Origin of the sequence: Candidatus Rhodobacter oscarellae (genome assembly GCF_001078595.1) — a bacterium.
GTDB lineage: Bacteria > Pseudomonadota > Alphaproteobacteria > Rhodobacterales > Rhodobacteraceae > Rhodobacter_B > Rhodobacter_B oscarellae.
On the sequence record NZ_LFTY01000001.1, the window covers coordinates 537,658 to 562,302 of the forward strand.

Sequence of the window (24,645 nt, forward strand, 5' to 3'; positions counted from 1 at the left end):
GTTTTCAACCCATCTCCCCCGCAAACCAACGAAACCGATCAATCAAAGCGTAGGATGGGTTTCCAACCCATCACCCCCGCGCGCTACCGCAACCGGAACCGATTGCGCAGCCCAAGCCCCAGGAAGAACAACAGCACCACGCCCAGCACAGTCTGCCCAGCGCCCAGGACCTTGAGCCAGGCAGGCAGGCCCTCGAAAAACCCCGACGGGAAATAGAGCCGCCCGAAGCCGAAGAACGCGAAGGTATTACCAAAGGACAGCCCCATCGCGCCCCAGCCGCATTCTTGCATGCTCTGGTCGATGCCGGGCGCGGGGCAATTGCCCACCGCCAACGCCAGGAATCCCAGCACAAAGACCACGCTGAGCAGCGCCAGGGGCCGGGTGACGGAATAGCCGTAATCGCTGACAAACCCATAAAGCCGCAAAAGCAGCTTCGGCAAAGGCTCCTCCAGCACCTGCTTGCATCGCATCTCTTGCCGGCGAAAGAACTGCTCATCATCGGGCTTGTGCAGATCCGACATGACCTGGGCGAGGCGGGAATACAGGAGCTTGAAAACTTCAGCGTTTGTAGCTTTCTCCGAAGGCCAATTTTCTTGCTGAAGAGAAAATACCGTGCCGTGGTAGAATTCCCGCTCGAAGAACTCCGGTACCATTTTAGTAAATCGTGCATTCTCAAAAGAAGTCAAATCCATAAAGGACCCCTTCTTGAACCACACCCCGCCATTGAATTCACACCCTTCAAACCAAGGCGATCCGGCGAACACGGAACCCGTAAAAACCGCGTCCGCTCCAAATTGCGAGTTTGAAAAATTACCTCCCCCTTTGAATTCGGCCCCATCAAAATTCGCAAGCAAACGAAAATTCGTATTCTGAAAGTAGGCTTCGTGGTTGAATACTACACCAAAGAACTCACCACTCGATGTGAATGACGCACCTCGGAAATCCGCATTCCATTGGAAGGCAACTCCTTGAAACGATCCTGTCTCATTAAAAGATGTTCCGCGAAAGTAGGCTGATTGAACAAACTCAACATACCTAAAGTCGACATTAGCCACAAATTCCACTCCCTCGAAACCTGCGATGTCTCGAAATTGGGATCCTTGAAATGTTGTGAAATCTTGGAAACATGAACCCTTAAATAGTACAGCACTTGGAAAGACAAAGCCGCGGGAGAACATCCGACCAGAAAAAAACAAACCCCTGAGATCAATTGCATTGGAAGGGCACGGAATCTCGGTGCCTGGCAAGCGCTGCCCCAGTTCCAACACCACCCGCTCTTTTTCTTCGCTGCTCCAGAGCGATATCTCATCAAGTGCGCAACCAAGTTTCGCGGCAATTTCCAAACGATCTTGGCTCTTGAGTTCGGAACAAGCCCACGCATTCCAAAACCTTCGGTTCTTTGAGATGGTTTCATGGTCATTTGGGTCGCTCGGCGCCCCCGCGATCGTCATCAGCACATACCAGGGGTTCCGCGCGGCGGGCGTCAGCAGCTTGCCGTCATTGCGGATCACCATCCCGTCGTCATCGGTGAACTTCGGATTCCTGTCCTCGTCCAGCTCCACCCATCCGGGCGGCTTTGAGGGGTCGCGCAGCTCGGTCATCAAAACGCTCTTTAACCCAATCCATCTCTGCCCCTAAGCTAGCCGCGAATAGGGAGTGCCCTCAAGCCGCGAAGCGGCAGGGCTTGGAGGAGGAACAATGCGGTTAGAGGGCAAGGTGGCTGTGGTCACGGGCGGCGGCTCGGGCTTTGGCGCGGGGATCGTGGCGAAATTCGCCGCCGAGGGCGCGCGGGTGATCGCGGCGGATGTCAACCTGGAGGCGGCCGAGGCGGTGGCGCAGGCCCATGGCTGCCACGCCGCGCAGGTGGACGTGGCCAGCGCGGCCTCGGTCAAGGAGTTCTCCAAGGAGATGGCGGGCCTCCATGGCACCGTCGACATCCTGGTCAACAACGCCGGGATCACGCATCTGCCCATGCCGATGGAGGAGGTGCCCGAGGCGGAGTTCGACCGCGTCATGGCGGTCAACACCAAGTCGGTCTATCTCTTCGCCAAGTACCTCGTGCCGTCGATGAAGGCGGCGGGGACGGGGGCGATCCTGAACGTGGCCTCCACCGCGGGGCTGTCGCCGCGGCCCAACCTGAACTGGTACAACGCCTCCAAGGGCTGGATGATCACCGCGACCAAGGCCATGGCGGTGGAGCTGGCGCCATTTGGGGTGCGGGTGAACGCGCTCTGCCCGGTGGCGGGGGAGACGCCCCTGCTGAAAAGCTTCATGGGCGAGGACACGCCGGAGGTGCGCGCCAAGTTCCTGTCCACGATCCCGATGGGGCGGTTCTCGACGCCTGAGGACATGGGCAACGCGGCGTGCTTTTTGTGCTCGGACGAGGCCAGCATGATCACCGGGGTCGCAATGGAAGTCGATGGCGGGCGGTGCATCTGATGCCAGCCGGGCCGCGCAACCTGATTACGGACGTGCCGGGGATTTTGGTGGGCAACGCGCAGGACATGGCGCTGCGGAGCGGGGTGAGTGTGCTGACAGCCGCGCGGCCCTTCGTGGCGGGGGTGCATGTGATGGGCGGCGCGCCTGGGACGCGCGAGACCGACGCCCTGGCGCCGGACCGGCTGGTGCAAGAGGCGGACGCCTTGGTGCTGTCGGGCGGCTCGGCTTTCGGGCTCTCGGCGGCCTCGGGCGTGGCGGATGCGTTGCGCGCGCAGGGGCGCGGGTTCGACGTAGGCGGGCAGAAGGTGCCGATCGTGCCCGCGGCGATCCTGTTCGATTTGCTGAACGGCGGCGACAAGGGTTGGGACGAGAACCCCTATGCCGCGCTCGGCGCCGCGGCGTTGGGGGCGGCGTCTGACGACTTCGCGCTTGGTACGGCGGGCGCCGGGACCGGCGCCACCACGGCGGGGCTCATGGGCGGGCTCGGTTCCGCGAGCGAGGTCCTGCCCTCGGGCCATACCGTCGGCGCGCTGGTTGCGGTCAACGCGCTGGGCAGCGCCACGGTCGGCGAGGGCCCGCATTTCTGGGCGGCGCCGTTCGAGGTCGGCGACGAGTTCAGCGGGCTGGGCCCGGCGCCGAGTTATCCAACCGAGCATCCAACGAAACTGGCCGCGCATCGCGAGGCGACCACGATTGCCATCGTGGCCACGGATGCCGCCCTGACCCAGGCGCAGGCAACCCGAATGGCGATTGCGGCGCATGACGGCATGGCGCGGGCGCTGGTGCCAAGCCACACGCCCTTCGATGGCGACCTGGTGTTTGCTGCGGCGACTGGAACGAAACCGCTCGCTGACCCGTTAACCGATCTGCTGACCCTTGGACATGCGGCGTCCACAGCCCTGGCCCGCGCCATTGCCCGCGGGGTATACTTGGCAACAGACGACGGCGGGGCACCGCTGCCGACCTGGTGCGCTCGTCACGCGAATTGATCTTAAAAACGCCCGCCCACCCGGTTCGATTATCCACCCGAATCGGTGAAGAAAAAGTGAACCATCCCGCTTCTTCTTGGCCAAAAATACGGAATCCCCAGCCTAAGCCCAATCGCAACAGGAATGCCGGGGCGTCGCATGGCGGCTTGCCCGCCCGCGCGCGCAAGGCCTTGGCCTGAGCACGTGGGGTAAACATGCGTGAGCGCAGCGAACTCCTTTAGGTCACGCCGCCGATGAGAGCCTCGATGAGGGGGCTTTCCACCTCCTCCATCTCCTCGATCACGTCGAAATGGTGCCTGCCCGGCGCGATGCGATGCGCGCAGCCCCAGGCCTCCGCGAGCCAGCGCGCCTGGTCCAGGAACGCAGGGCGCTCCTCGGCGCCGACCCAGACCGTGCAATCCACTCCCAAACGCCGCCCCAAGAAGGCCGGGCTTTCCGCCTTGGCCTCTGCCGCGTCGATCTTTAGGTCCACGTTCATCTCGGTTTGCATCAGCGGCGCCAGATCGCTGAGCGGCGAGATGGGCACAACGCGGCGCAGCCGCGCCGCAACACCCTCCGGTAACACGCCCTCGCAGGCCATGCGCGCCGATAGATGCCCGCCGGCGGAGTGCCCGGTGATCACCAAGGGCCCCTCGACCAGATCCGCGGCCCGTGTGACGGCGAAAACGATCTCGCGTGTTATCTCGGAGATCCGCGCCTCAGGCGCGAGCGTATAGCTCGGCACCGCCACGGCCCAGCCGCGCGCCAACGGCCCCGCCGCCAGATGCGACCAAAAGGACTTATCGAACTTGCGCCAATAGCCCCCGTGGATGAACACCACGAGCCCCTTGCAGGCGCCTTCGGGCCGGAACACGTCCAGCACCTGCCGCGCGCCAGAGCCATAGTCGATGTCACATTCGGCGCGCGCGCCGAGCGCGGACCGGAACGCGGAGGCCGCGGAGGCCCAGCGCGGCGGGTAGTCCGCGGCGCCCGGAATATGGGCCCCGTTCTCGTAAGCGTCCGTTAGGTCCATAGCTTGCCCCCTCTTGCGTCGCGCCCTATAGCGGTTTTGACCATAGGGAGGATGCCATGCTCGACACAACCACTGATCTCGCCGGGCTGCTGAAAGACCCCAGCCTGCTGGTGACCCAGGCCTATGTTGCGGGCGCGTGGGTCGATGCCGCGGGTGGCAAGACCTTTGCGGTCACCAACCCGGCGCGCGGCGACGTGATCGCCCAGGTGGCGGATCTCTCCCGCGCCGAGACGGCGGATGCTATCGCCAAGGCCGAGGCCGCGATGCCGGCATGGGCGGCGCTGACTGCCAAGGATCGCGCAGCGACCCTGCGCCGCTGGTTCGAGCTGATGGTCGCGAATGCCGATGACCTTGGCACGATCCTCACCGCCGAACAGGGCAAGCCGCTCGCCGAGGCCAAGGGAGAGATCCTTTATGGCGCCTCCTTCATCGAGTGGTTCGCCGAGGAGGCCAAGCGGGTCTATGGCGAGACCATCCCCGGGCACCAGCCGGACAAGCGCATCACCGTACTCAAGCAGCCCATCGGCGTGACGGCGGCGATCACGCCCTGGAACTTCCCCAACGCGATGATCACCCGCAAGGTCGGCCCGGCGCTGGCCGCGGGCTGCCCGATGATCATCCGCCCGCCCACGCTGACGCCGCTTTCAGCGCTGGCGCTGGGCGTGTTGGCGGACCGCGCGGGCATCCCCAAGGGCATCCTGTCGATCATCCCCTCCTCGGACAGCTCCGGCATCGGCAAGGAGTTCTGCGAGAACCCCGCCGTGCGCAAGCTGTCCTTCACGGGCTCCACCGAGGTGGGCCGCATCCTGCTGCGCCAGGCCGCCGACCAGGTGATGAAGTGCTCGATGGAGCTGGGCGGCAACGCGCCCTTCATCGTGTTTGACGATGCGGATCTGGACGCCGCGGTTGAGGGCGCTATCGCCTCGAAATACCGCAATAACGGGCAGACCTGCGTCTGCGCGAACCGCATCTATGTGCAGGCGGGCGTCTATGACGCCTTCGCCGCGAAGCTGCAGGAGCGGGTCTCGGCCATGCCCGTGGGCGACGGGCTGAGCGACGGCATCGCCTTCGGGCCCCTGATCGACGCGGCCGCGGTGGCCAAGGTGCAGGAGCATGTCGATGACGCGGTGGCCAAGGGCGCCTCCGTGGCGCTGGGCGGCAAGCCGCACGCGCTGGGCGGCACGTTCTTTGAGCCCACCATCGTGACCGGCGTGACCCAGGACATGGCCGTGGCGCAAGAAGAGACCTTTGGCCCCCTGGCGCCGCTCTTCAAGTTCGAGACCGAGGAACAGGTCATCGCCCAGGCGAATGACACGATCTTCGGGCTGGCCTGCTACTTCTACGCCCGCGACATCGGCACGATCACGCGTGTGCAGGAGGCGCTGGACTACGGCATTGTGGGCGTGAACACCGGCATAATCTCGACCGAGGTGGCGCCCTTTGGCGGGGTCAAGCAGTCCGGCCTTGGGCGCGAGGGCTCCAGCCATGGGATCGAGGATTACCTGGAGATGAAATACGTCTGCCTCAGCGTCTAGGGCCCAGCCAGTTAAATTTGAGAGGCTTCACCACCTGCGCGCATCAAGTCGCGCCCTGCTCAGCCATGCGCGCGTCGATGAGCTGCGCGTAGATTGCCGCGCCAAGCGCTATCAGCCCCAGGCCCAGCATCAGCGCCAGTGTCAACCACGCCGCGTTGCTTTCTGTCAGCACAAGCCCCGGCAACGCGGTCAGCACTGCGCCGGCGCCCGTGGCGAAGGCCCCCGAGAGGCCCGACGCGCTGCCCGCAAGCTCTGGCTTCACCGCCAGCGCCGCCGCCCGCGCATTCGGGATCGACAGCCCGTTGCCGAAGCCCGCTGCCACTGCGCCCGCAAAGAACACCGCCGGATGCGCCCAGCCCGACAGGAAAAGCACCAAGGACGCCGCCAAGCCAAGCACCGTGGCCCACCGCCCCCAAACGACGAACCGCACCACGCCGATCCGCGCAGCGTATCGCCCCGACAGGAAGGTGCCCACGAAGAAACCCGCGGTGATTATCCCGATCGCAAATCCGATCATTGAGGTGGACAGGCCAAAGACCTTCTGCCCAACCAAAGGCGCTGCCGAGATGAATAGAAAGAAGGCCCCGATGCCCGCGGCCATGACGGTTGAATACGCCCATAGGCGCCGAGAACGGACAAGCTCTGGCAGGCCCTTCAGCGGGTCACTGCCGGCTCCGGTCATCGGCGCGGTCTCTCCTAGGTCGGCCCAGACCAGCCAGAGCATGCCCGCGCCCATCGCGGTGTAAAGCCAGAACCCTGACCGCCATCCGTAAAGCTCGTCCAACGCGCCGCCCAGCATCGGCGCCAGCATCGGCGCCACAGCCATGGCCATCGCGATCAGCGACATCCGGCGGGCGGCCTCGTCGCGCTTATAGAGGTCCGTGACGACTGCCGAAGCCACGACAGAGCCTGCGATAATGCCCGCTTGGACCACCCGCGCGGCCAGGAACACCCAGATGCTCGGCGCCACGGCGGCAACCAGCGATGCCACCACGAACAGCCCGACTGCCGATAGGATCACCGGGCGGCGCCCAAGGCGATCCGACATTGGCCCAAGGGCGAGCTGCAGGACCGCGTTGATCGCCAAAAACCCTGAAACCGATAGGCTCGCCAGCGCGTAGCTGACCTCGAACTCCGCCGCGATATTGGCCAGCGATGGCAGGAACATGTTCAACGACAGCACCGACAACGCCGTCAGCAGAATCAGCGTGGAGAGGCGTGGCGGAGAAGATGCGGCGGAGAACATGAGGGCGGTCCCAGATACGGCCCGTCACCTTGCACGCGATCAACAGCCAACCGCAAGCGCAAAAGAAAGGCCCGGCGAGAGCGCTCCCGCCGGGCCGTTGATCTTGTCCCGCGCGGCCTAGCGCGGCTCGGTCTTGAGCGCCTGGTAGACCGTGTAGCACATCAAGAGCACCACGATGGTGAACGGGATACCCGTTGACACCGCCGCGCCTTGCAAGGCCGCCAATCCGCCACCAAGCAGCAGCGCAATCGCCACCAGACCCTCCAGCGTGCACCAGAAGATGCGCTGCACCACCGGCGCGTCCATCTTGCCGCCCGCGGTGATCGTGTCGATCACCAGGGAGCCGCTGTCCGAGGACGTGACAAAGAAGATCACGATCAGGATCAGCGCGATGGGCGCAACGATGCCGTAAAGCGGCAGCTCTTTGAGCAACCCAAACAGCGCGCCCTCAGGCTTATAGGAGTCGATCACGGTGGCCTTCACACCTTCGGCGCCGCCCGTGTTCAGCATGTCGATGGCGGCTCCGCCAAAGGTCGACATCCATAGCGCGCAAACAAGCGTCGGTGCGATCAGGGCGCAAAGGATGAACTCGCGCACGGTGCGGCCCTTGGAGATGCGGGCGATGAACATGCCCACAAACGGCGACCATGCGATCCACCAGGCCCAGTAGAAGGTCGTCCAGCCGTGGAAGAAGCTGGTGTCTTCACGCCCGAACGGGTTCGACAGCGCCGGCAAGAGCTGCACGTAATCCACCATAACGCTCCCGTAGCGTGCGATCGCCGTGCCCACTCCGGTCACGAACAGCACGAATAGGAACAGCGCCACCGCCATGACCATGTTGATCTCAGAGAGCCGCTTGACGCCCTTATCCATGCCCATCAGCACCGAGCCCAGCGCAACGATCGTGATGCCAATGATCAGGAACACTGTCAGGGCCGGGGTCTGTTCCAGGCCAAAGACCTCGTTGAGGCCCGCCGCGATCTGCTGCGCGCCAAGGCCCAGCGAGGTGGTCAGGCCGAAGAGCGTGGCGAACACCGCCAGGATGTCGATGGTATGGCCCCACCAGCCCCAAATCCGCTCGCCCAGGATCGGGTAGAAGGCCGAGCGCAGGGTCATCGGCAGGCCCTTGTTATAGGCGAAGATCGCCAGGGTCAGGCCGACCACCGCATAAACACACCAGCCTGCCAGGCCCCAATGGTGTATGGTGCCAACCACGCCGACATATTCATTGCCGGGCAGGGACTGATCAATGCCAAGGGGGCTTGCATTCCCACCTTCAGAGAACTGGTAGTACACCGGCTCCAGCACGCCAAAGAACAGCAGGCCAATGCCGATGCCTGCCGCGAACATCATCGCGATCCAGCCCGCATAGGAATAGTCCGGCTTGGCGTCCTTACCGCCGATCCGGACAGAGCCCACGGGCAGCACGATCAGCACCAGACAGAATAGAAGCATGATGTCGACCGAAATCACCAGGAACCAATCAAACTGGCTAGTAAGTGTCGGCCTGAGCCAGCCAAAAAATTCGGCGGACGCCTCTTGGAACATCAGCGCCAAGAGCACGAATGCGATGATGACAAGGCTCGAGATCACAAAGACCGGGTTGTGTATGTCCAGCCCGAATGGCCGAATATTGTCACTCCCCATTTCGTAAGTAGTTATTGGTTCTATTATGTTTTCTGGTTCGTTTTCGCCTGCGACAGACATAAACACACTCCCTTATATTTTCACCCCGCCACCGAACAACCAGGAATGAAGCTATCCCCGCGCCCGCCTAATCGGTAACAGATAAGTAACGATACGAAACAAAACTCCACCTGTCACCAAATGAGTTGCATCGCAAAAGCGGCGCTCATGAAAACGCATACGATCACCGCATGGCTTTGCGCCCAATTTTTGGGCGGATTTTGTAATCTTGTTACAAGTATTTACGCGCTGACACCGGTTATCACCTGCCCCGCAGCCACGCGGGCCCGCCGGCTGCTTGCTCTCAAGACATCCACTTCCGCGCGGGGATAGTTTTCCCCGCAGGAAAACTCGTGCTCTGGGGGCTCACAACCCGCCGAGGCTTCCCCTGGCTGATTGCAATCGGACCGCGCATGCCTGCGCATGCTCTTTCCGTGCGCGGCCTAGTCTGGAAAATCCTGCAATCGACTAAAATGCAATCGACTATAAACGTGCGTTTTGAGCTCGATCCGTACACACTGCATTAACGGATGGGGGCATCCGACGAGAGAGCTGATCATGACGTTCGAACCGCGCCCGAACCGTTCCATAGACTACCATCCCTGCCGCTACGGCGCCTCCAAGATCCTGTTCCGCAGCCCGGCCAGGCGCATACGCGGCGACTATGTGGCCTTCATAGGGGGCACAGAGACCTTTGGTCGGTTTGTGGAAACACCATTCCCCGAACTTGTAGAGAACGCGACCGGCGTGCCTTCGATCAATCTGGGCTGCCTGCGCGCAGGGATCGATGCGTTCAATACCTCGCCTGGCTTGATCGACATATGCTCGATGGCGAAGGTCACGGTGGTGCAGATCCTGGGCGCCGCCAGCATGTCGAACCGCTTCTTCACGGTAGACCCGCGGCATAACGAGCGGTTCATGCGGGCCTCTAAGCTGTTCAAAGAGATTTACCCCGAGGTCGATTTCAGCGAGTTTGATCGCACCGACCATATGCTCACGGCGCTGGCGCAGATCGGGCGCGACCGGTTGCATCTGGTGCGCCAAGAGATGCAATGCGCCTGGGTCGCGCGGATGCGCACCCTGCTGGACCAGATCGACGGCAAGAAGGTGTTGCTTTGGCTGGCGGACCACGCCCCGTATTCGAACGAAACCGGGGGCACGATCTGTCGCGAACCTCTCTTTGTCGACCGGGCCATGTTGAACGCCGTCGCGGGTCACGCCGACGCGCTGGTCGAGGTGGTCGGCAACCCTCAGGACATCACCACGGGGTGCGGGCATCTGGTGTTCTCTGACTTCGAACGGGCGGACGCAGAAGAGATGCTGGGCCCGTTGGTGCATGATCAATGCGCGCAGAAGTTAGAGCCCGTGCTGTTGTCGCTGCTTTCCGATGGCGCCGTACCAGAGGTCCCCTCAATGATGGGCGAGGCGTTGATGGCCTGCTAATGCCCACGCAGCGGAGGGCCGCGGCAAAGACTCCGCCTCTAAACCCACCCAATAGCTAAAGCAAAAGGGCGCGCCGAAACCGGCGCGCCCTTATTACTCACTACCACCGACAGTTAGGCGGCTTTTTTCTTGGACTTATGCTCAACGGCCTTGGCGTTCAGCGTCTTCGCGTTGGCGATCTCGATCCGGCGCGGTTTCAAGGCTTCCGGCACTTCGCGAACCAGATCGATATGCAGCATGCCGTTCTCATGTGCCGCTCCGGTCACCCGGATGTGGTCGGCGAGCTGGAAGCGACGCTCGAACGCGCGGGTCGCGATGCCGCGGTGCAAATAGGTCACGTCGCCAGCGGCATCCCCCCTCTTGGCGGCCACAACCAGCGAGTTTTCTTTCACCTCAACCGAGAGCTCGTCTTCGGCAAAGCCCGCCACGGCGAGCGAGATCCGATAAGCGTCATCGGCGGTTTTTTCGATGTTGTAAGGGGGGTAGCTGGGTTGAGCCACTTCCGTGCTCAGGACCCGGTCCATCAGGTCGGCGATGCGATCAAAGCCAACGGTGGCGCGGTAAAGTGGTGCAAGGTCATAAGTGCGCATAGGTCATCCTCCATTGAGCGACAACTTAGAGTTAAGCCCTCCCATCATGGGCAGGGCGGTGATGTATCGGCCCCATCTTTGGCGACCGATGACAGATAGGTGGGAAGCGGGTATCGCGCTTTCAAGGGGTGCTAATGTCGGCCCAGATTGCCTCGATCTTTGACTTGATCGTCAGGGCCTCGTCCCAACGGTTCGACATCTCTTTGCCGTCGGGTCCGGTCATCGCGTATTCAGGCGGTCCCAGCTCGCACAAAAAGACCAGGTCGCCGCTTTCGTTGCGGTGGCACCAGTCGGTCAGACCGCGGCGCCAAAGATCCTCGAACAGCGCGACCCATTTGGCATGCTGCGGAAAATCGAGCTGCAACTGGACCTGCTGACGGCTGGCGACGCGGCCTTGAAAACTGTCGCACCGCGCGATGCAGCGGTCCAGAAGGCGCTGCTCCCAAGCGGTCAGAGGCAGTTTGAACTCACGGTCCACGATGTAATGCGAGAAATCCCCCGCCAGTCGCATCTCCGGCACCGCGTCCAGCAGGCTGAGCGTGGCGAAAAGGTCGTTGGTGATGCAGTTGCGATGGGTCTCGAACTGCACCGGCATGCCCTCTTCCAGAGACATATCGATCCATTGCCGGATCACAGGGATCGCGCCCTCCACCGTCAGCGGAAAGACCTGTCCGATCACGTTCACAAAGGGCGAGCCAAAGTCCTTTGCCATCTTCAACGTGTCGCGCAGGCTCTCCACAGAGCGCGGGAAGGCCACGATCAGCGGCGTCAGGCCTTCCTTTTCGATATGCGGGCGGACGGCATGGGCGGTCTCTACATCCGCCGCGCCAAGGTCTATCGCCAGCCCGTCAAAGCCCGCGTCCCGGACCATGCCGCAGATCCGGTCATAGGGCAGGCTCACGCCGGTCTGGTCATGTGGCTGCATCGCCCAAAGCGATTGAAAAACCTTGAGATCACGGCTCATTTCAATATCCCAGCGATTTGCGCGCAACTTTGCCAGAACCGGCGGATTGATGGAGGCTAAACTGTATCTTCACCGAATCGCCGAAGGATAAAGGGCGGTAGGGAGGGGGTAACCTGAAACGGGGCGTTAACCCGTTGTTAAGCTGCTTCAAAGCTGCGCACCCCGCGATCCGTCGACACGATCCAGACCTCGTCATAGGGGTATTGGCTCTCGTCCTTTTGCGCCAAGGCTTTGATCACGGCGACCTGGAACTCGATCCAGCCCATCGCGTGGGGCTCTGCGCCGTTGCCCTTTAACTCGGCGTCCAACTCCTTGAGCTGCCAGAACGGCACCGATGGGAAGGCGTGATGCGCCGTGTGGTAGGGCATCTGCCAGCAGAGCCAGCGCAGCACCGCGTTGGTGCGGGTGGAGCGGGTGTTCTTGAAGATGTCGCTCTCGTGGCTGAGACCCAGATGTTCGATTGTGTTTTGCAGCTGGTGCACGGGCTTCATGATCATCATCGGCGCAAGCCATAGCAGGATCGCCGCCCAGCTTTGCAAGACGACCGAGAGCAGCGCGATCAAGGCGTATCCGGCCAGGTGCCACCGCGCCTCGCGGGTCACCTCGCCATGCTGATCGGGACGCACATAGGGCTCTAGCACGATGCCGCGCGCGTGGCGCAGCAGACCCGCGATGCGATTGCGCCAGTAGGTGGTGCCGCTCATCCACAGCAGGTAACTGCGCAGCGTGTAGGGCTGCCGCCGCAGCTCGCCGTCTTTCTCCCAATTCGCGGTGTGCTGGTGGTGTGCCGAGTGCATGATCCAGTCGAAGTCGCGCGGGAACAACTGGATGAACCCCACTAGGCGACCGAAGACCATATTCGGCCATTTGGTCTTGAAGACCGAGCTATGGCTCAGCTCGTGCTGCGCCGCGTAGAGAAAGTTCAGAAGCACGCCATGCAGCATGAACACCGGCAGCGACCACCAGGACCCCCAGCTGACCCAAAGAAGCGCGCCAGATATCACGATGGCGCCGAAATGCGACGCAAGCTGTAGCGCGCCCCGCAGATCAGAGCGCTGCATCAGCCCGCGCAGCCGATCCGGAGCGATCAAGTCCCTACGGCTAAAGCTTGCCTGCATGTCATCTTCTCCCTTGCTTACCGCCGGACGCTACCGCGCATCGCCCCAATTGGGCAAGATATGGCACGATTTTCCTGGATTTCGGCGCTTCCCACCCATATGTGGCTGGCGTATAAGTGCTGCAACGAGGGAAAAGCCCGCGCTAGACGGGCACTACAAGGCCGGAGATCCCATGACCACAGACCAAAGCGACGGCGCGCCGAAGCCGGACAATGCCTCTGACATCGCCTTTGTAAAGGCCTTAGCGGAGGTCCTGCGCGAGAACGACCTGGGCGAGCTAGAGGTCGAGCGCGGCGTTAAGTCGGGATCGAAGCTCTCGGTCCGCATTTCCAAGAACGCACCCGCGCCGGTGATCGCGAATGTCGCGGCTCCGGCCGCGCCGCAAGCGCCCGCGGCCCCAAGCGCGCCGACAGCGCCCGCGGCGGCAGCGGCGCCAGAGGCCGGCTCTGACGACGAGGATCCCTCCAGCCTTCCTGGCATCGTCAACTCTCCGATGGTCGGCACCGCCTATCTTTCGGCCGAACCCGGGGCGGCGGCGTTCGTCAACATCGGTGACACCGTATCAGAGGGCCAGACCCTTATGATCGTCGAGGCGATGAAGACCATGAACCATATTCACGCGCCCCATGCCGGTACGGTCAAGCGCATCCTGGTCGAGGACGGTGCTCCGGTGGAATACGGCGCGCCGCTGATGGTCGTCGCCTAATGTTCGACAAGATCCTGATCGCCAACCGCGGCGAGATCGCGCTGCGTGTTATCCGCGCCTGCCGCGAGATGGGCATTCAGTCCGTGGCCGTGCACTCTACCGCAGACAGCGACGCGATGCATGTGCGCATGGCGGACGAGGCGATCTGCATCGGCCCGCCTTCGGCCATGCAAAGCTATCTTTCGGTGCCTGCGATCATATCGGCCTGCGAGATCACCGGCGCGCAGGCGATCCATCCGGGTTACGGGTTCCTGTCTGAGAACGCGAACTTCGTGCAGATCCTGGAGGACCACGACATCACGTTTATCGGCCCCTCGGCCGAGCATATCCGCGTGATGGGCGATAAGATCTCGGCCAAGGACACGATGAAGAAGCTGGGCGTGCCCTGCGTGCCCGGCTCTGATGGCGGGGTGGACACGGTCGAGGACGCGCTCGCCGTGGGCATCGACTTTGGCTACCCGGTGATCGTGAAGGCCACCGCTGGCGGCGGCGGGCGCGGCATGAAGCTGGCCAATTCCGCTGACGAGATGGAGACCGCCTTTCGCACCGCGCGCGCCGAGGCCAAGGCCGCGTTTGGCAATGACGAGGTGTATATAGAGAAGTATCTCGGCAAGCCGCGTCATATCGAGATCCAGGTCTTCGGCGACGGCAAGGGCAACGCCGTGCATCTGGGCGAGCGGGACTGCTCTTTGCAGCGCCGTCACCAGAAGGTCTTTGAAGAGGCCCCCGGCCCCGCCATCGACCCCGAGACCCGCGCGCGCATTGGCAAGGTCTGCGCCGACGCCGTGGCCGCGATCAACTATATCGGGGCGGGCACGATCGAGTTCCTCTATGAGGATGGCGAGTTCTACTTCATCGAAATGAACACCCGCCTGCAGGTCGAGCATTCCGTGACCGAAGGCATCTTTGGCGTGGACCTGGTGCGCGAGCAGATCCGGGTCGCCTCAGGGCTGCCGATGTCCTTCGCGCAGGAGGATCTGCAGATCAACGGCCACGCCATCGAGGTGCGCCTGAATGCCGAGAAGCTGCCGGATTTCGCGCCCTCGCCGGGCACGATCACGCAGTACCACGCGCCGGGCGGGCTGGGCGTGCGCATGGACAGCGCGCTCTACGATGGCTATTCGATCCCGCCCTATTACGACTCGCTGATCGGCAAGTTGATTGTGCATGGGCGCGACCGCGAAGAGGCGATTGCTCGCCTGTCGCGTGCGCTCGGCGAACTGGTCGTCGAGGGTATCGAGACCACCACGCCGCTCTTTGACAGGCTGCTGATGGAGGACGACATCCATACGGGCAACTACACGATCCACTGGTTGGAGAAGTGGCTGGAGGCGGGCGGGCTGAACCGCGAATAGGGCCTCTCCGCGGCAAATCATCCTGGGTAACAATTCCGCGCGCTTGTTTCATGTGAACTAGCGGCCATCTTTGACACGCTCTAAAATCCGTTGTGCCTCCACAGCGGAGCGGGAACCGTGATCATAAGAGCCTTCCTCGCGATTATTCTGGGTTTGGGCCTCACCCTGCCTGCTTCTGCGGACAAGTTCACGTCGCCCACGATCCTGGTTCTGGGCGACAGTCAGCTGCAATTCGGCGCGGGGCCGGTCTTTCTGGAGTTCTTCGAGCAGCTCAAGACCAACTGCCCAACCGATGCGCAGCGCGCGACGGCGCTCGAGGTGCTATCGGATATGAAGGTCGCGGTGATCGGCGTGCGCTCCACATCGCTGCGGTCTTGGACGGTGACAAAGGGCGCCACCAAACGCGCGCTCTGCGAGGTCGACAAGAAGTGGAAGGTCAACGCCAGCGCCTTTGGCTTCATCAACACCACCGGCAATAGGTACCTTCAGATCGGCCAGGGCGACGCATATCAGTTCTGCGCAAAGGGCAAGACGGCCTTCGAGGTCATGTTCCGGCCCGACTATTACGACCCAAAGCTGATCTTCCTGAATTTCCTAGGCAACGGCGCGCAGCGGTGGGCGAACCGCTATGAGAAGGCGGTGGAGGACGTCCTGCGCATGAACGCGCAGCTTCCGCCGGGCGTGCCTTGCGTCTTCATGACCACGGCGCCCAGCTATTCAAAGAAGGTAACAGACCTGCGGCACCGGGCGCAGGAGAACCTCAAACGCGCCTTTGAGACCACGCACAGCCATTGCAGCTTTGTCGAGGGTTACTCGGCCGAGACGATGGCCGCCAATCTGGGCAACAAGCGCTATTTCAGGCTCAAGAAATCCGGCGCGGTGAAGGACCCCTATCACCCCAATGAGCGGGCGGCGAAAAACTTCTTCCAGATAGAGACGGCGAACATCTGCAACGCCCTTTACGATCAGGTCATGCGCAAGCAACCAAGCTGGGCCGCGCCGCCGCCCATGGACCTGGCCGGAAGCACCCATTCGATCCACGCGCGACTGCCCGGGCCAAGATGAAGGAAATTCGTCGCGAGTGATTCAGTTCGGCGCCGAAGTGCCGTAGTCTGCCCCCATGAACGCGATCACCCCAGAGCTGCTCTTATATGCCTATGGCAATGGGATCTTTCCGATGGCGGAGACCCGCGACGACGAGGACGTGTTTTGGGTCGATCCAAAGCGCCGCGGGATCATCCCGCTTGATGGGTTCCGTATCTCGCGCTCGCTGGCGCGGCGCATGCGGCGGGGCGGCTACGAGGTGGCGCTCAACCGCGATTTCGCTGGCGTGGTGGAGGCCTGCGCCGACCGCGATGAGACCTGGATCAACGACACGATCTTTGACCTCTACCGGGCGCTGCACCGGATGGGGCATGCGCACTCGCTCGAGATCCGCACCGACGGCGCGCTGATTGGCGGCGTCTATGGCGTCACGCTGGGCGGGGCTTTCTTTGGCGAGAGCATGTTCTCGCGCGCGACGGATGGCTCCAAGATCGCGCTTGCGCATCTGGTGGATCACCTCAGCCAGACGGGCTTTCGGCTCTTTGATGCGCAGTTTCTAACCGAGCATCTCGCGTCGCTCGGAGCGATTGAGATCAGCCGGGCGGATTACCACACACGCTTGAATGACGCCCTGCAGGTCGAGGCCGACTTTCTGAGCGGTCCCGGGCTGGGCGCCCCTCAGGACGTGATACAGCGCAACAACCAAAGGTCATAGCGGGGATGGTCCATCGCGTTAAGCGCCGGGCTCGACGCGACCATCCAGCCCTGGAATAGCGTATCCCCGTCGGACTTGTTCCGAATCGCAAGATAGCCAAACGCATTGCTCGCGGGGTTGCTTTCCGGGTACCGGCACTCCCCCAGCGTCACAAAAAGCCGCCCATAGCCGATGGTCTGCCCGCTCATCATCTCGATATCCGACAGGGCGCCTGAAACCCGATCAAGCGCGCGCACAACGGCGCCGGACGCGGTGACAACTTTTTCTTGCTCTTCCTCAATGACGAAGCCAAAGCTGCCGTCTTCTCCGGCGCCGTCGACGTCCAGTTCAGGCTCAAGCGTGAAGCCGCCATTGTCGCCATCGGAGTTGTTCGGATCAAGCTGCTGCGCCATTGCGGGAGCGGCAAGCAAAAGCACCAACAAGAACGCGCGCATCATTGCGTGCTGCCCTCAACGCTCCCCGAGACGAACCGCAGGAGCAGCGTGATGAGACTGACAGAGCTTTGCGTGTCTTCTATCTCGGCCCCTGGCTCTAGCTCGAAGGGCGAGCCGCCGGGCAGAAGCTCTACGAATGACCCGCCCAACAGCCCCTCTGACGAGATCAAGACCGAGGTATCTTCGGGCAGCCTTATGTTCTTGTCGACACTAAAGCTGGTATCCGCCAGGAAGGTCTGCGGGTTCAGGCTAAGCGCGGTCACGGTGCCGACTTTGACGCCGCTCATGCGGACATCGGTTCCCACGGTGACGCCCTCGACCGAGCCAAAGCTGGCCTTGTAGTTTGACACAGCGCCCGCCGGTCCAGAGCCGGTCACCTGCGCGGCGTAGGCAAAAAAGCCAACCGCTGCCGCCAGAACGACGCCTCCTACCAGGACTTCTGTGGTCTGGTTCGCCATCTTATTCCGGAGACCACGCCTCGTAGTCGCTGCGCGGTGCGGGGTCGCCCGCGCGGATCGAGCCCGGCGGCGCATAGGCCAGCGCGGTGCCCGTCAGGTTCTCTTGGTGCGGCTTCTCCCACGCCTTGCGTTTCAGCGGCGCTTTGGTGGGCGGCTCTTGATAGGTGCGGTGCAACCAGCCGTGCCACTCGGGGCTCACGCGGCTGGCCTCCGCCTCGCCCTGGAAGATGACCCAGCGCCTTTTTCCATCGCGGGTCTCAAAGAATGCGTTGCCGTCCTCGTCCTCGCCGACTTTCACGCCCTTGCGCCAGGTGTAGAACTGGGTGTTCAGCGTCTGGCCGTTCCACCAGGTCGCGACCCGCAGGATAGAGTTCAGGATGCCCATCGGCGCCTCCGCATCTGTTGCCCATGATATGGACCAAGCCCGGGCCAAGGTCCAGGGACAAGGAGGCGCATGTTTGCATGAGAATATCCTTAAAATCGCCGATCCGCGCCCATTTTCCGCCGATTGCGCATGCGAGCAAGGGCTGGAGAACACAAGTTTGGGCGTAATGCCGCCCCATGACCCCGGCAATCCCGGCGCGCGAAGCGAGGCCCAGCTAGCCATGAACCTCGTTGGCGGCGGGCGCCGCATGTGCCGCACGGATCAGCTCGGCCCAGGCGGCGTAGATCTCTGGCCCCGGGTGGAATCCGTCAGCGGCCAGAAGGTCCGGATCCAAGGGCACATCCAGCGAGATATGCGTTGCGGCGGGGGTCTCTGCGGCAATGCCCACCAGGGCGCGGTCGAAGGCCTCAGCGCGGCGGCCCAGCACCCAGCGCAGCGGTTGCGGCAAGATCGTGAAGCCGCGGATATGCGGAATGCCCGAAGCGATGATCTGCTTAGCGCCCCAATCGGCGCGCAGATCCTCCAGCAGCCGCGCGTAGTGCCGCCGCCACAGCGCCAACGGCACGCCGTTCTTGACGTCGTTTACGCCCAGCGCGATCACCGCCAGGTCGACATGCTGTGGCATCTCTTGCTTAAGCAGCCGGGTGAACCCCGCCGTCGTAACACCGTTCCGCCCAATCACCCGCCAGGTCACGCTATGGGTCGCGGCCAGCGCACGCACGGTGTGGCCCGCAAGCGCTTGGTCCTGCGTGGCGACGCCCACGCCAACGCTAGAGCTGTCGCCCACGATCAGCAGGTTTAGCGGCGGACCCGCTCCGGTCACGCCCTGGCGCGGGCCGGAGGCCTCGGGAAAGCGCTTGGCCTTGGTCACCACCCACAGCGCCTGGAACGCCAGCAAGGGCGCCAACAGCACGCGCGCGGCCAAGTCCAAAAGCATCAGCGCCCCCCGCTATCCGCGTGGGGGCGCTGCAATACGTTCCGCATCGTAGGCGACTTAGGCGCTGGCGCCTTCGGCCTTCTGGTCGGAGTAAATCATCAGCGGCGCGGTTTCAGAGTTAACCGCTTCTTCATTGACCACGACCTCGTCCACCGCATCCATCCCGGGCAGATCGAACATGGTATCCAGCAGGATATCCTCCATGATCGAGCGCAGGCCCCGCGCGCCGGTCTTGCGCTCGATGGCGCGCTTTGCAATCGCGCCCAGCGCATCCTCGGTGAAGGTCAGCTGCGTGTCCTCAAGCTCGAACAGGCGCTGATACTGCTTGACCAAGGCGTTCTTCGGCGCGGTGAGAATCGTCACCAGCGCGTCTTGGTCCAGATCCTGCAGCGTGGCGATCACCGGCAGACGGCCTACGAATTCCGGGATCAGCCCGAATTTCAGCAGGTCCTCCGGCTCCAGCTCGGCGAACATCTCGCCCACGCCGCGGCTGTCTTCCTCTTTGACGTCGGCGCCAAAGCCGATGGCGGACCCTTTGCCGCGCTGGCTGATGATCTTTTCCAGCCCGGCGAATGCGCCACCGCAGATGAAGAGGATATTCGTGGTGTCCACCTGCAGGAATTCCTGCTGGGGATGCTTGCGTCCGCCTTGGGGCGGCACGGAGGCCACGGTGCCCTCCATAATCTTAAGCAGGGCCTGCTGCACGCCCTCGCCCGACACATCGCGGGTGATCGAGGGGTTGTCGGACTTGCGGGTGATCTTGTCGACCTCGTCGATATAGACGATGCCGCGCTGCGCGCGCTCGACATTATATTCGCTGGCCTGCAGGAGCTTGAGGATGATGTTCTCGACATCCTCGCCCACATACCCGGCCTCAGTCAGCGTGGTCGCGTCGGCCATGGTGAAGGGCACATCTAGGATGCGCGCCAAGGTCTGCGCCAGCAGGGTCTTGCCGCAGCCGGTGGGCCCGATCAGCAGGATGTTTGACTTCGCCAGCTCGATATCGCCGGACTTGCCCGCGTGGTTCAGCCGCTTGTAGTGGTTATGCACCGCCACAGACAGGACCCGCTTTGCGTGGGCTTGCCCGATCACGTAGTCGTCAAGGACCTCGCAGATCTCCTTTGGAGTCGGCACACCCTCGGAGGATTTCAGCCCGCTGGCCTTCGTCTCTTCCCGGATGATGTCCATGCACAGTTCGACGCATTCGTCGCAGATGAACACCGTTGGTCCTGCAATCAGCTTGCGCACTTCATGCTGGCTCTTTCCGCAGAAGGAGCAATAAAGTGTGTTTTTGCTGTCGCCGCTTGAGTTATTCGCCATCACACAACCTTCCAAGCCGGCCCTGGCGCCTGCTCTGATTGATCTTTTAGCCCGATATGCCCTGCCATAAAGTTAAACCTAGGACAGAGCATTCGCGGGCACAACGCCAAAATGCGTTTTTGGGCGCGGTGCGCCCAATCGCTTAGGCTTCCGCATCATCGTCTTTTGCGCGGTTCTCAACAATCTCGTCCAGATGGCCCCATTCAAGCGCCTCCTGGGCCGACATGAAGTTATCACGCTCCAGCGCAGACTCGATCTCGGCCACGTCCTGTCCGGTGTGGCGGGCGTAGATCTCGTTCAGGCGCTGCTTGAGCTTCTTGGTCTCTTCGGCGTGGATCAGTATGTCAGTGGCCTGGCCCTGATAGCCGCCAGAGGGCTGGTGCACCATGACGCGGGCATTCGGCAGGGCATAGCGCATGCCCGCCTCGCCGGCGCAGGCAAGCAGCGACCCCGCAGAGGCCGCCTGCCCCACGATCAGCGTCGACACTTTGGGCCGGACGTATTGCATCGTGTCATACATCGACAGCGCCGATGTCACCACGCCGCCGGGGCTGTTGATGTACATCGAGATCTCTTTCTTCGGGTTCTCGGATTCCAGAAACAGAAGCTGCGCCACGACCAGGCTGGACACGCCGTCGTGGATCGGGCCGTTCAGGAAGATGATCCGCTCCTTCAGGAGGCGCGAGAAGATGTCATAGGCGCGCTCGCCCCGGCTGGTCTGTTCGACCACCATCGGCACGAGGTTGTTGGTAAAGTGATTGTACTGATCGATGGGGTCTTGCATGTGGCCTGCCTCGCTAGGTCATGCCGGGTATACACCCGGGGAGATTTACAGAGTCTTAGTGTCGCGTCGGGGGGGCTGCAAGGGCGCGACGGAATACATATTTGGGTTGACATTTATGTTAGTCAAGGCTTACCGTAAGTCATGGCTTACGAAATGCAGATCGCGGCCCTTGCCGACCCCACCCGGCGCGCCATCCTGGCCGAATTGCGCGAGGCGCCATGCACCGTGGGGCGCCTCGCCGCCGGGCTTCCGGTGAGCCGACCGGCGGTCTCTCAGCACCTCAAGGTGCTCAGCGATGCCGGCCTTCTTGCGGTGGAGCCGCATGGCACGCGCCGACTGTACCGGCTTGCCCCCGGCGGCATCGACGAGCTGCGCGCCTATCTGGACGCATTATGGAGCGACGCGCTGTCCAGTTTCGCCCGCCGCGCCGAAGAGGTGGCCCGTATCGAAGGAAAGGACAGCTAAATGGCAGAGCCCGTCACCAAGACCGTCACCGTCCCGCTTACGCCGGAGCGCGCGTTCCGGCTGTTCACCGAAGAGATGGCGAGCTGGTGGCCCCTGGATCGCCACGCGGTATCGGCAGAGGATGGCGGCGCCAAAGACGTGACCGTGCCCGCCGAGATCGGCGCGCAGATCTTTGAGACGACGCCGAGCGGCAAAAAGGTGCCTTGGGGCCGGGTGACCGAGCACCGGCCCGGGCACCGTTTCGCCACCTCCTGGCATCCCGGCCGCCCTGAGGCGGAGGCCACGCAGGTCGAGGTCACGTTCGATGCCGTGGCCGATGGCACAAGGGTCACGCTGGTGCATAGCGGCTGGCAGGCGCTCGGCGCGCAGCAGACGAGCCTGCGCGACCAGTATCAGAACGGCTGGGACACCGTGTTCGTGCAGCTTTTTGCGGCGCAGGCGCGACGGTGCGCCTTGGAACCCACCCACTGACACCGGCCAAGAATCCGCTGCTGCGGCAAGCGCTTGGGCTCACGCGAAGGCCGCCGCGCGCTCTTGCTGCAACATGCGCGCGCAGCCCGGACAAACGTCATGCACGACCTCCGGCGGGCAACCGGAGCGCAACTCCGGCCTGACCCCGCTGGCCTCCAGCACCGGCAGCCAATTCTGGTCAAGCTTCACCGCCTTGCACCAAGAACATGCGATCACAAGCTCGGAGCTGCGCGGCAGCGACCTGTCCCAAAGCGGGCTGTAGCTTACCGCTCTTTCCCGGACGACGCGCGACTCGACCTTCAAGGATTGGCGCGGCTCGGGGGTGATCGAGATCTCCAAGAGCGTTTGCCTGTTGGGTCCATCGGACCGCATGCGGAACTGCGCGGGGGCGCCGGTCTGACGCACGGTCTCGAATATCTGCGCGTAGTGGTAGTTTACCGCCGCCCCATCCAGGAAGGCCCAGATCGGCCGCCCGATCACCATCTTGGGCAGAAGGCCCCTTGCCTTGTTCCGCTCGGCGTAAACTTCCCAATCCGCGCTTAACTCTGCGACGCGATCCACCGCGTCAATTCGATACCACATACCAACTCCTACGCAGCGCGGGCCCTACAGCCGTGCCGGACAGGATCCAGAGTGGATCAGACGTGGTTAATTAAATGTAAACGTGGTCAAGCCATTGAAGCAAAGCGGTTTTCCAGGAGAATACCGCTTTGCTTGGGGTTCATGGGGCCGCTTGATCAGCCAACATCCTTGTAGCTGACGGACTTCTCATCATAGCCCACCCGGCCCATTTTGCGCCGCTCGATCAGCCGGTTGAGCGCGTTCACATAGGCCTTGGCGCTGGCCACCACCGTGTCGGTGTCGGCGCTCTCGCCGGTGGCGATGGTGCCGTCCTCGTTCAGTCGCACGCTGACCGTGGCCTGGGCGTCGGTGCCTTCGGTCACGGCGTGCACCTGGTAGAGCTCCAGCCGCGCGTTATGCTCAAAGAGCGCCTTGACCGCGTTAAAGGCCGCGTCCACGGGGCCGTCGCCGGTGGCCTCGACGCGCTGGTCGGCGCCGTCGACCTCCAGCACCATCTCGGCGCTCTGCGGACCCTCGGTGCCACAGACCACGCGCAGGAGCTTGATCTTGAGATGCTCGTTGGCCTGCTCGGCGGAGCTGTCGCGCATCAGGGCGATCAGGTCCTCGTCAAACACCTCTTTCTTTTGGTCCGCCAGCGCCTTGAACCGCACGAACACGTCCTTGAGCTGGTTATCGGCCAGCTCAAAGCCCAGCTTCTCCAGCTTGTCGCGCAGCGCGGCGCGGCCCGAATGCTTGCCCAAGGGCAGCGAGGTGCCAGAGAGCCCGATATCCTCGGGGCGCATGATCTCGAAATTCTCGCGGTTCTTCAGCATGCCGTCCTGGTGGATGCCGCTCTCATGGGCGAAGGCGTTCTTGCCCACGATGGCCTTGTTGGGCTGCACCAGGAAGCCCGACACGGTGGAGACCCGGCGCGAGATGGCCATGATCTTGGTGGTGTCGATCTCTGTAAAGTACGGCATGATATCGCTGCGGGTCTTCATCGCCATGACGACCTCTTCCAGCGCGGTGTTGCCGGCGCGTTCGCCCAAGCCATTGATCGTGCACTCGATTTGCCGCGCGCCGCCGTCAACTGCGGCCAGCGAGTTCGCCGTCGCCATGCCCAGGTCGTTGTGGCAATGGGTGGCGAAGACGACGTCTTCGCCGCCGGGCACCTCGGCGATCAGGCGCCGGATCAGATCGGCGCTTTCCACCGGCGCGGTGTAGCCCACCGTGTCCGGGATGTTGATCGTGGTGGCGCCCGCCCTGATGGCGATCTCAACCACGCGGCAGAGGTAATCCCATTCCGTCCGCGTGGCATCCATCGGCGACCATTGCACGTTGTCGCAGAGGTTGCGGGCGTGGGTCACCGTGTCGTGGATGCGGTCGGCCATCTCGTCCTGCGTGAGGTTCGGGATCGCGCGGTGCAGCGGCGAGGTGCCGATGAAGGTGTGGATGCGCGGCGCCTTGGCGTGTTTGACCGCCTCCCAGCAGCGGTCAATATCCTTGTAATTTGCGCGGCTTAGCCCGCAGATCACGGAGTTCTGCGCGGCCTTTGCGATCTCGGAGACGGCGGCGAAATCGCCCTCGGAGGCGATGGGGAATCCCGCCTCGATGATGTCGACGCCCATCTCGTCGAGCATCTCTGCGATCTCCAGCTTCTCGGAATGGCTCATGGTTGCGCCGGGCGATTGCTCGCCGTCGCGCAGGGTGGTGTCAAAAATCAGGACGCGGTCCTTGTCGGTGCTCATATCAGTAACTCTTTGGATGTCTTAGCTTTTAGGTCTGGTGCGGGGCGCTGGTCACCTCTGAGCGGTCGCGCCCATGGGCACGCTCAGAGGCGGCTAAGAAGGAGTAGGCCAAGGCTGGCTGCCGCGCGGGGCGCGGGTGATAGTTGGGATATGGTGGCCTTGGGGTCCATGGCCGCGACTATACCCTGCAAAAAGGAAATGAAAAGTGGATTTTGGGGCCTGCTCCTCTGCCCGCTGGGC

Annotated in this window: 25 protein-coding genes; 10 read left to right on the forward strand and 15 right to left on the reverse strand. The window is 62.9% G+C overall.

Annotated elements, in window-relative coordinates:
* Positions 1–83 precede the first annotated feature (83 nt).
* Positions 84–1,601 (reverse strand): pentapeptide repeat-containing protein, encoded by a 1,518-nt coding sequence (locus AIOL_RS24810; protein ID WP_152912320.1) that lies wholly within the window; start codon positions 1,599–1,601, stop codon positions 84–86.
* A gap of 97 nt (positions 1,602–1,698) precedes the next feature.
* Here AIOL_RS24810 and AIOL_RS02500 point away from each other — a divergent pair, with 97 nt between their 5' ends.
* Both AIOL_RS02500 and AIOL_RS02505 read left to right on the forward strand, forming a co-directional pair.
* Positions 1,699–2,439, forward strand: coding sequence for a glucose 1-dehydrogenase (locus AIOL_RS02500; RefSeq protein WP_049641439.1), 741 nt, complete (start codon positions 1,699–1,701; stop codon positions 2,437–2,439).
* Entirely contained in the window at positions 2,439–3,428 is a 990-nt protein-coding gene (locus AIOL_RS02505; RefSeq protein WP_049641440.1) for a P1 family peptidase, read from the forward strand. The genes AIOL_RS02500 and AIOL_RS02505 overlap by 1 nt, the downstream gene beginning before the upstream one ends.
* A 217-nt stretch (positions 3,429–3,645) precedes the next feature.
* Here the strand turns inward: AIOL_RS02505 and AIOL_RS02510 are convergent, their stop codons facing one another.
* Positions 3,646–4,440: an alpha/beta hydrolase gene (locus AIOL_RS02510; RefSeq protein WP_049641441.1), complete on the reverse strand. Its 795-nt coding sequence runs from the start codon at positions 4,438–4,440 to the stop codon at positions 3,646–3,648.
* 56 nt (positions 4,441–4,496) lie between these two features.
* Between AIOL_RS02510 and AIOL_RS02515 the strand changes: the two genes are divergently transcribed.
* Positions 4,497–5,975: an NAD-dependent succinate-semialdehyde dehydrogenase gene (locus AIOL_RS02515; protein ID WP_049641442.1), complete on the forward strand. Its 1,479-nt coding sequence runs from the start codon at positions 4,497–4,499 to the stop codon at positions 5,973–5,975.
* Between the two features lie 43 nt (positions 5,976–6,018).
* Here AIOL_RS02515 and AIOL_RS02520 read toward each other — a convergent pair whose 3' ends face one another.
* Both AIOL_RS02520 and AIOL_RS02525 read right to left on the reverse strand, forming a co-directional pair.
* The gene (locus tag AIOL_RS02520) at positions 6,019–7,221 is read right to left on the reverse strand and encodes a Bcr/CflA family efflux MFS transporter (protein ID WP_049641443.1); all 1,203 of its coding nucleotides are present in this window, start codon (positions 7,219–7,221) and stop codon (positions 6,019–6,021) included.
* Positions 7,222–7,338: 117 nt separating this feature from the next.
* Positions 7,339–8,868, reverse strand: coding sequence for a BCCT family transporter (locus AIOL_RS02525; RefSeq protein WP_235438839.1), 1,530 nt, complete (start codon positions 8,866–8,868; stop codon positions 7,339–7,341).
* Between the two features lie 597 nt (positions 8,869–9,465).
* On the opposite strand from AIOL_RS02525, the gene AIOL_RS02530 reads away from it, so the two are divergent.
* Complete coding sequence (locus tag AIOL_RS02530) at positions 9,466–10,350, forward strand: DUF6473 family protein (protein WP_049641445.1); 885 nt, start codon at positions 9,466–9,468, stop codon at positions 10,348–10,350.
* 113 nt (positions 10,351–10,463) lie between these two features.
* Here AIOL_RS02530 and AIOL_RS02535 read toward each other — a convergent pair whose 3' ends face one another.
* From AIOL_RS02535 to AIOL_RS02545, 3 genes are all read right to left on the reverse strand, one after another.
* On the reverse strand, positions 10,464–10,940 hold the full coding sequence (locus AIOL_RS02535) for an Hsp20 family protein (RefSeq protein WP_049641446.1): 477 nt from the start codon (positions 10,938–10,940) through the stop codon (positions 10,464–10,466).
* 121 nt (positions 10,941–11,061) lie between these two features.
* Complete coding sequence (locus AIOL_RS02540) at positions 11,062–11,904, reverse strand: sugar phosphate isomerase/epimerase family protein (protein WP_235438841.1); 843 nt, start codon at positions 11,902–11,904, stop codon at positions 11,062–11,064.
* Between the two features lie 137 nt (positions 11,905–12,041).
* Positions 12,042–13,022, reverse strand: coding sequence for a fatty acid desaturase (locus AIOL_RS02545; protein WP_049641447.1), 981 nt, complete (start codon positions 13,020–13,022; stop codon positions 12,042–12,044).
* A 172-nt stretch (positions 13,023–13,194) separates the two neighbouring features.
* On the opposite strand from AIOL_RS02545, the gene accB reads away from it, so the two are divergent.
* From accB to aat, 4 genes are all read left to right on the forward strand, one after another.
* Positions 13,195–13,728 (forward strand): acetyl-CoA carboxylase biotin carboxyl carrier protein, encoded by a 534-nt coding sequence (gene accB, locus AIOL_RS02550; protein WP_049641448.1) that lies wholly within the window; start codon positions 13,195–13,197, stop codon positions 13,726–13,728.
* A complete protein-coding gene (gene accC / locus AIOL_RS02555) occupies positions 13,728–15,083 on the forward strand; it encodes an acetyl-CoA carboxylase biotin carboxylase subunit (RefSeq protein WP_049641449.1) in 1,356 nt (451 codons plus the stop codon). Before accB ends, accC begins: the two co-directional genes overlap by 1 nt.
* A gap of 117 nt (positions 15,084–15,200) precedes the next feature.
* A complete protein-coding gene (locus AIOL_RS02560; RefSeq protein ID WP_200898720.1) occupies positions 15,201–16,148 on the forward strand; it encodes an SGNH/GDSL hydrolase family protein in 948 nt (315 codons plus the stop codon).
* A 55-nt stretch (positions 16,149–16,203) separates the two neighbouring features.
* Positions 16,204–16,842, forward strand: a complete 639-nt coding sequence (gene aat / locus AIOL_RS02565; RefSeq protein ID WP_049641450.1) for a leucyl/phenylalanyl-tRNA--protein transferase — start codon at positions 16,204–16,206, stop codon at positions 16,840–16,842.
* On the opposite strand, the gene AIOL_RS02570 is transcribed toward aat, so the two are convergent.
* The 6 genes from AIOL_RS02570 to AIOL_RS02595 form a co-directional block, all read right to left on the reverse strand.
* The gene (locus AIOL_RS02570; protein ID WP_082152426.1) at positions 16,806–17,234 is read right to left on the reverse strand and encodes a DUF2155 domain-containing protein; all 429 of its coding nucleotides are present in this window, start codon (positions 17,232–17,234) and stop codon (positions 16,806–16,808) included. The genes aat and AIOL_RS02570 overlap by 37 nt on opposite strands.
* Positions 17,235–17,275: 41 nt before the next feature.
* Entirely contained in the window at positions 17,276–17,734 is a 459-nt protein-coding gene (mlaD, locus tag AIOL_RS02575; RefSeq protein WP_049641451.1) for an outer membrane lipid asymmetry maintenance protein MlaD, read from the reverse strand.
* A gap of 1 nt (position 17,735) precedes the next feature.
* Positions 17,736–18,119 carry an NADH:ubiquinone oxidoreductase subunit NDUFA12 gene (locus tag AIOL_RS02580; protein WP_049641452.1) on the reverse strand — a complete coding sequence of 128 codons (384 nt, stop codon included), beginning with the start codon at positions 18,117–18,119 and terminating at the stop codon, positions 17,736–17,738.
* 214 nt (positions 18,120–18,333) lie between these two features.
* A complete protein-coding gene (locus AIOL_RS02585; RefSeq protein WP_053101157.1) occupies positions 18,334–19,056 on the reverse strand; it encodes an SGNH/GDSL hydrolase family protein in 723 nt (240 codons plus the stop codon).
* A gap of 57 nt (positions 19,057–19,113) precedes the next feature.
* Complete coding sequence (gene clpX / locus AIOL_RS02590; protein WP_049641932.1) at positions 19,114–20,376, reverse strand: ATP-dependent Clp protease ATP-binding subunit ClpX; 1,263 nt, start codon at positions 20,374–20,376, stop codon at positions 19,114–19,116.
* Positions 20,377–20,518: 142 nt separating this feature from the next.
* Positions 20,519–21,160 (reverse strand): ATP-dependent Clp protease proteolytic subunit, encoded by a 642-nt coding sequence (locus tag AIOL_RS02595; protein ID WP_049641453.1) that lies wholly within the window; start codon positions 21,158–21,160, stop codon positions 20,519–20,521.
* Positions 21,161–21,301: 141 nt separating this feature from the next.
* Here AIOL_RS02595 and AIOL_RS02600 point away from each other — a divergent pair, with 141 nt between their 5' ends.
* Together AIOL_RS02600 and AIOL_RS02605 are read left to right on the forward strand one after the other, a co-directional pair.
* Positions 21,302–21,625: an ArsR/SmtB family transcription factor gene (locus AIOL_RS02600; RefSeq protein WP_049641454.1), complete on the forward strand. Its 324-nt coding sequence runs from the start codon at positions 21,302–21,304 to the stop codon at positions 21,623–21,625.
* The gene (locus AIOL_RS02605) at positions 21,626–22,096 is read left to right on the forward strand and encodes an SRPBCC domain-containing protein (protein ID WP_049641455.1); all 471 of its coding nucleotides are present in this window, start codon (positions 21,626–21,628) and stop codon (positions 22,094–22,096) included.
* A 39-nt stretch (positions 22,097–22,135) separates the two neighbouring features.
* On the opposite strand, the gene AIOL_RS02610 is transcribed toward AIOL_RS02605, so the two are convergent.
* Positions 22,136–22,678 (reverse strand): hypothetical protein, encoded by a 543-nt coding sequence (locus tag AIOL_RS02610; RefSeq protein WP_152912321.1) that lies wholly within the window; start codon positions 22,676–22,678, stop codon positions 22,136–22,138.
* A gap of 155 nt (positions 22,679–22,833) precedes the next feature.
* Positions 22,834–24,405 (reverse strand): 2-isopropylmalate synthase, encoded by a 1,572-nt coding sequence (locus AIOL_RS02615; RefSeq protein WP_049641457.1) that lies wholly within the window; start codon positions 24,403–24,405, stop codon positions 22,834–22,836.
* Between the last annotated feature and the right edge of the window lie 240 nt (positions 24,406–24,645).

Bases quoted from the DNA above. Each gene is read 5' to 3' on its own strand.
- AIOL_RS02605 (WP_049641455.1), top strand. From the start codon at position 21,626: ATGGCAGAGCCCGTCACCAAGACCGTCACCGTCCCGCTTACGCCGGAG.
- AIOL_RS02615 (WP_049641457.1), bottom strand. From the start codon at position 24,405: ATGAGCACCGACAAGGACCGCGTCCTGATTTTTGACACCACCCTGCGC.
- AIOL_RS02510 (WP_049641441.1), bottom strand. From the start codon at position 4,440: ATGGACCTAACGGACGCTTACGAGAACGGGGCCCATATTCCGGGCGCC.
- AIOL_RS02545 (WP_049641447.1), bottom strand. From the start codon at position 13,022: ATGCAGGCAAGCTTTAGCCGTAGGGACTTGATCGCTCCGGATCGGCTG.
- AIOL_RS24810 (WP_152912320.1), bottom strand. From the start codon at position 1,601: ATGACCGAGCTGCGCGACCCCTCAAAGCCGCCCGGATGGGTGGAGCTG.
- AIOL_RS02535 (WP_049641446.1), bottom strand. From the start codon at position 10,940: ATGCGCACTTATGACCTTGCACCACTTTACCGCGCCACCGTTGGCTTT.
- accC (WP_049641449.1), top strand. From the start codon at position 13,728: ATGTTCGACAAGATCCTGATCGCCAACCGCGGCGAGATCGCGCTGCGT.
- aat (WP_049641450.1), top strand. From the start codon at position 16,204: ATGAACGCGATCACCCCAGAGCTGCTCTTATATGCCTATGGCAATGGG.
- AIOL_RS02610 (WP_152912321.1), bottom strand. From the start codon at position 22,678: ATGTGGTATCGAATTGACGCGGTGGATCGCGTCGCAGAGTTAAGCGCG.
- AIOL_RS02540 (WP_235438841.1), bottom strand. From the start codon at position 11,904: ATGAGCCGTGATCTCAAGGTTTTTCAATCGCTTTGGGCGATGCAGCCA.
- clpX (WP_049641932.1), bottom strand. From the start codon at position 20,376: ATGGCGAATAACTCAAGCGGCGACAGCAAAAACACACTTTATTGCTCC.
- AIOL_RS02500 (WP_049641439.1), top strand. From the start codon at position 1,699: ATGCGGTTAGAGGGCAAGGTGGCTGTGGTCACGGGCGGCGGCTCGGGC.
- accB (WP_049641448.1), top strand. From the start codon at position 13,195: ATGACCACAGACCAAAGCGACGGCGCGCCGAAGCCGGACAATGCCTCT.
- AIOL_RS02585 (WP_053101157.1), bottom strand. From the start codon at position 19,056: ATGCTTTTGGACTTGGCCGCGCGCGTGCTGTTGGCGCCCTTGCTGGCG.
- AIOL_RS02530 (WP_049641445.1), top strand. From the start codon at position 9,466: ATGACGTTCGAACCGCGCCCGAACCGTTCCATAGACTACCATCCCTGC.
- AIOL_RS02570 (WP_082152426.1), bottom strand. From the start codon at position 17,234: ATGGCGCAGCAGCTTGATCCGAACAACTCCGATGGCGACAATGGCGGC.
- AIOL_RS02600 (WP_049641454.1), top strand. From the start codon at position 21,302: ATGGCTTACGAAATGCAGATCGCGGCCCTTGCCGACCCCACCCGGCGC.
- AIOL_RS02515 (WP_049641442.1), top strand. From the start codon at position 4,497: ATGCTCGACACAACCACTGATCTCGCCGGGCTGCTGAAAGACCCCAGC.
- AIOL_RS02595 (WP_049641453.1), bottom strand. From the start codon at position 21,160: ATGCAAGACCCCATCGATCAGTACAATCACTTTACCAACAACCTCGTG.
- AIOL_RS02505 (WP_049641440.1), top strand. From the start codon at position 2,439: ATGCCAGCCGGGCCGCGCAACCTGATTACGGACGTGCCGGGGATTTTG.
- mlaD (WP_049641451.1), bottom strand. From the start codon at position 17,734: ATGGCGAACCAGACCACAGAAGTCCTGGTAGGAGGCGTCGTTCTGGCG.
- AIOL_RS02520 (WP_049641443.1), bottom strand. From the start codon at position 7,221: ATGTTCTCCGCCGCATCTTCTCCGCCACGCCTCTCCACGCTGATTCTG.
- AIOL_RS02525 (WP_235438839.1), bottom strand. From the start codon at position 8,868: ATGGGGAGTGACAATATTCGGCCATTCGGGCTGGACATACACAACCCG.
- AIOL_RS02580 (WP_049641452.1), bottom strand. From the start codon at position 18,119: ATGGGCATCCTGAACTCTATCCTGCGGGTCGCGACCTGGTGGAACGGC.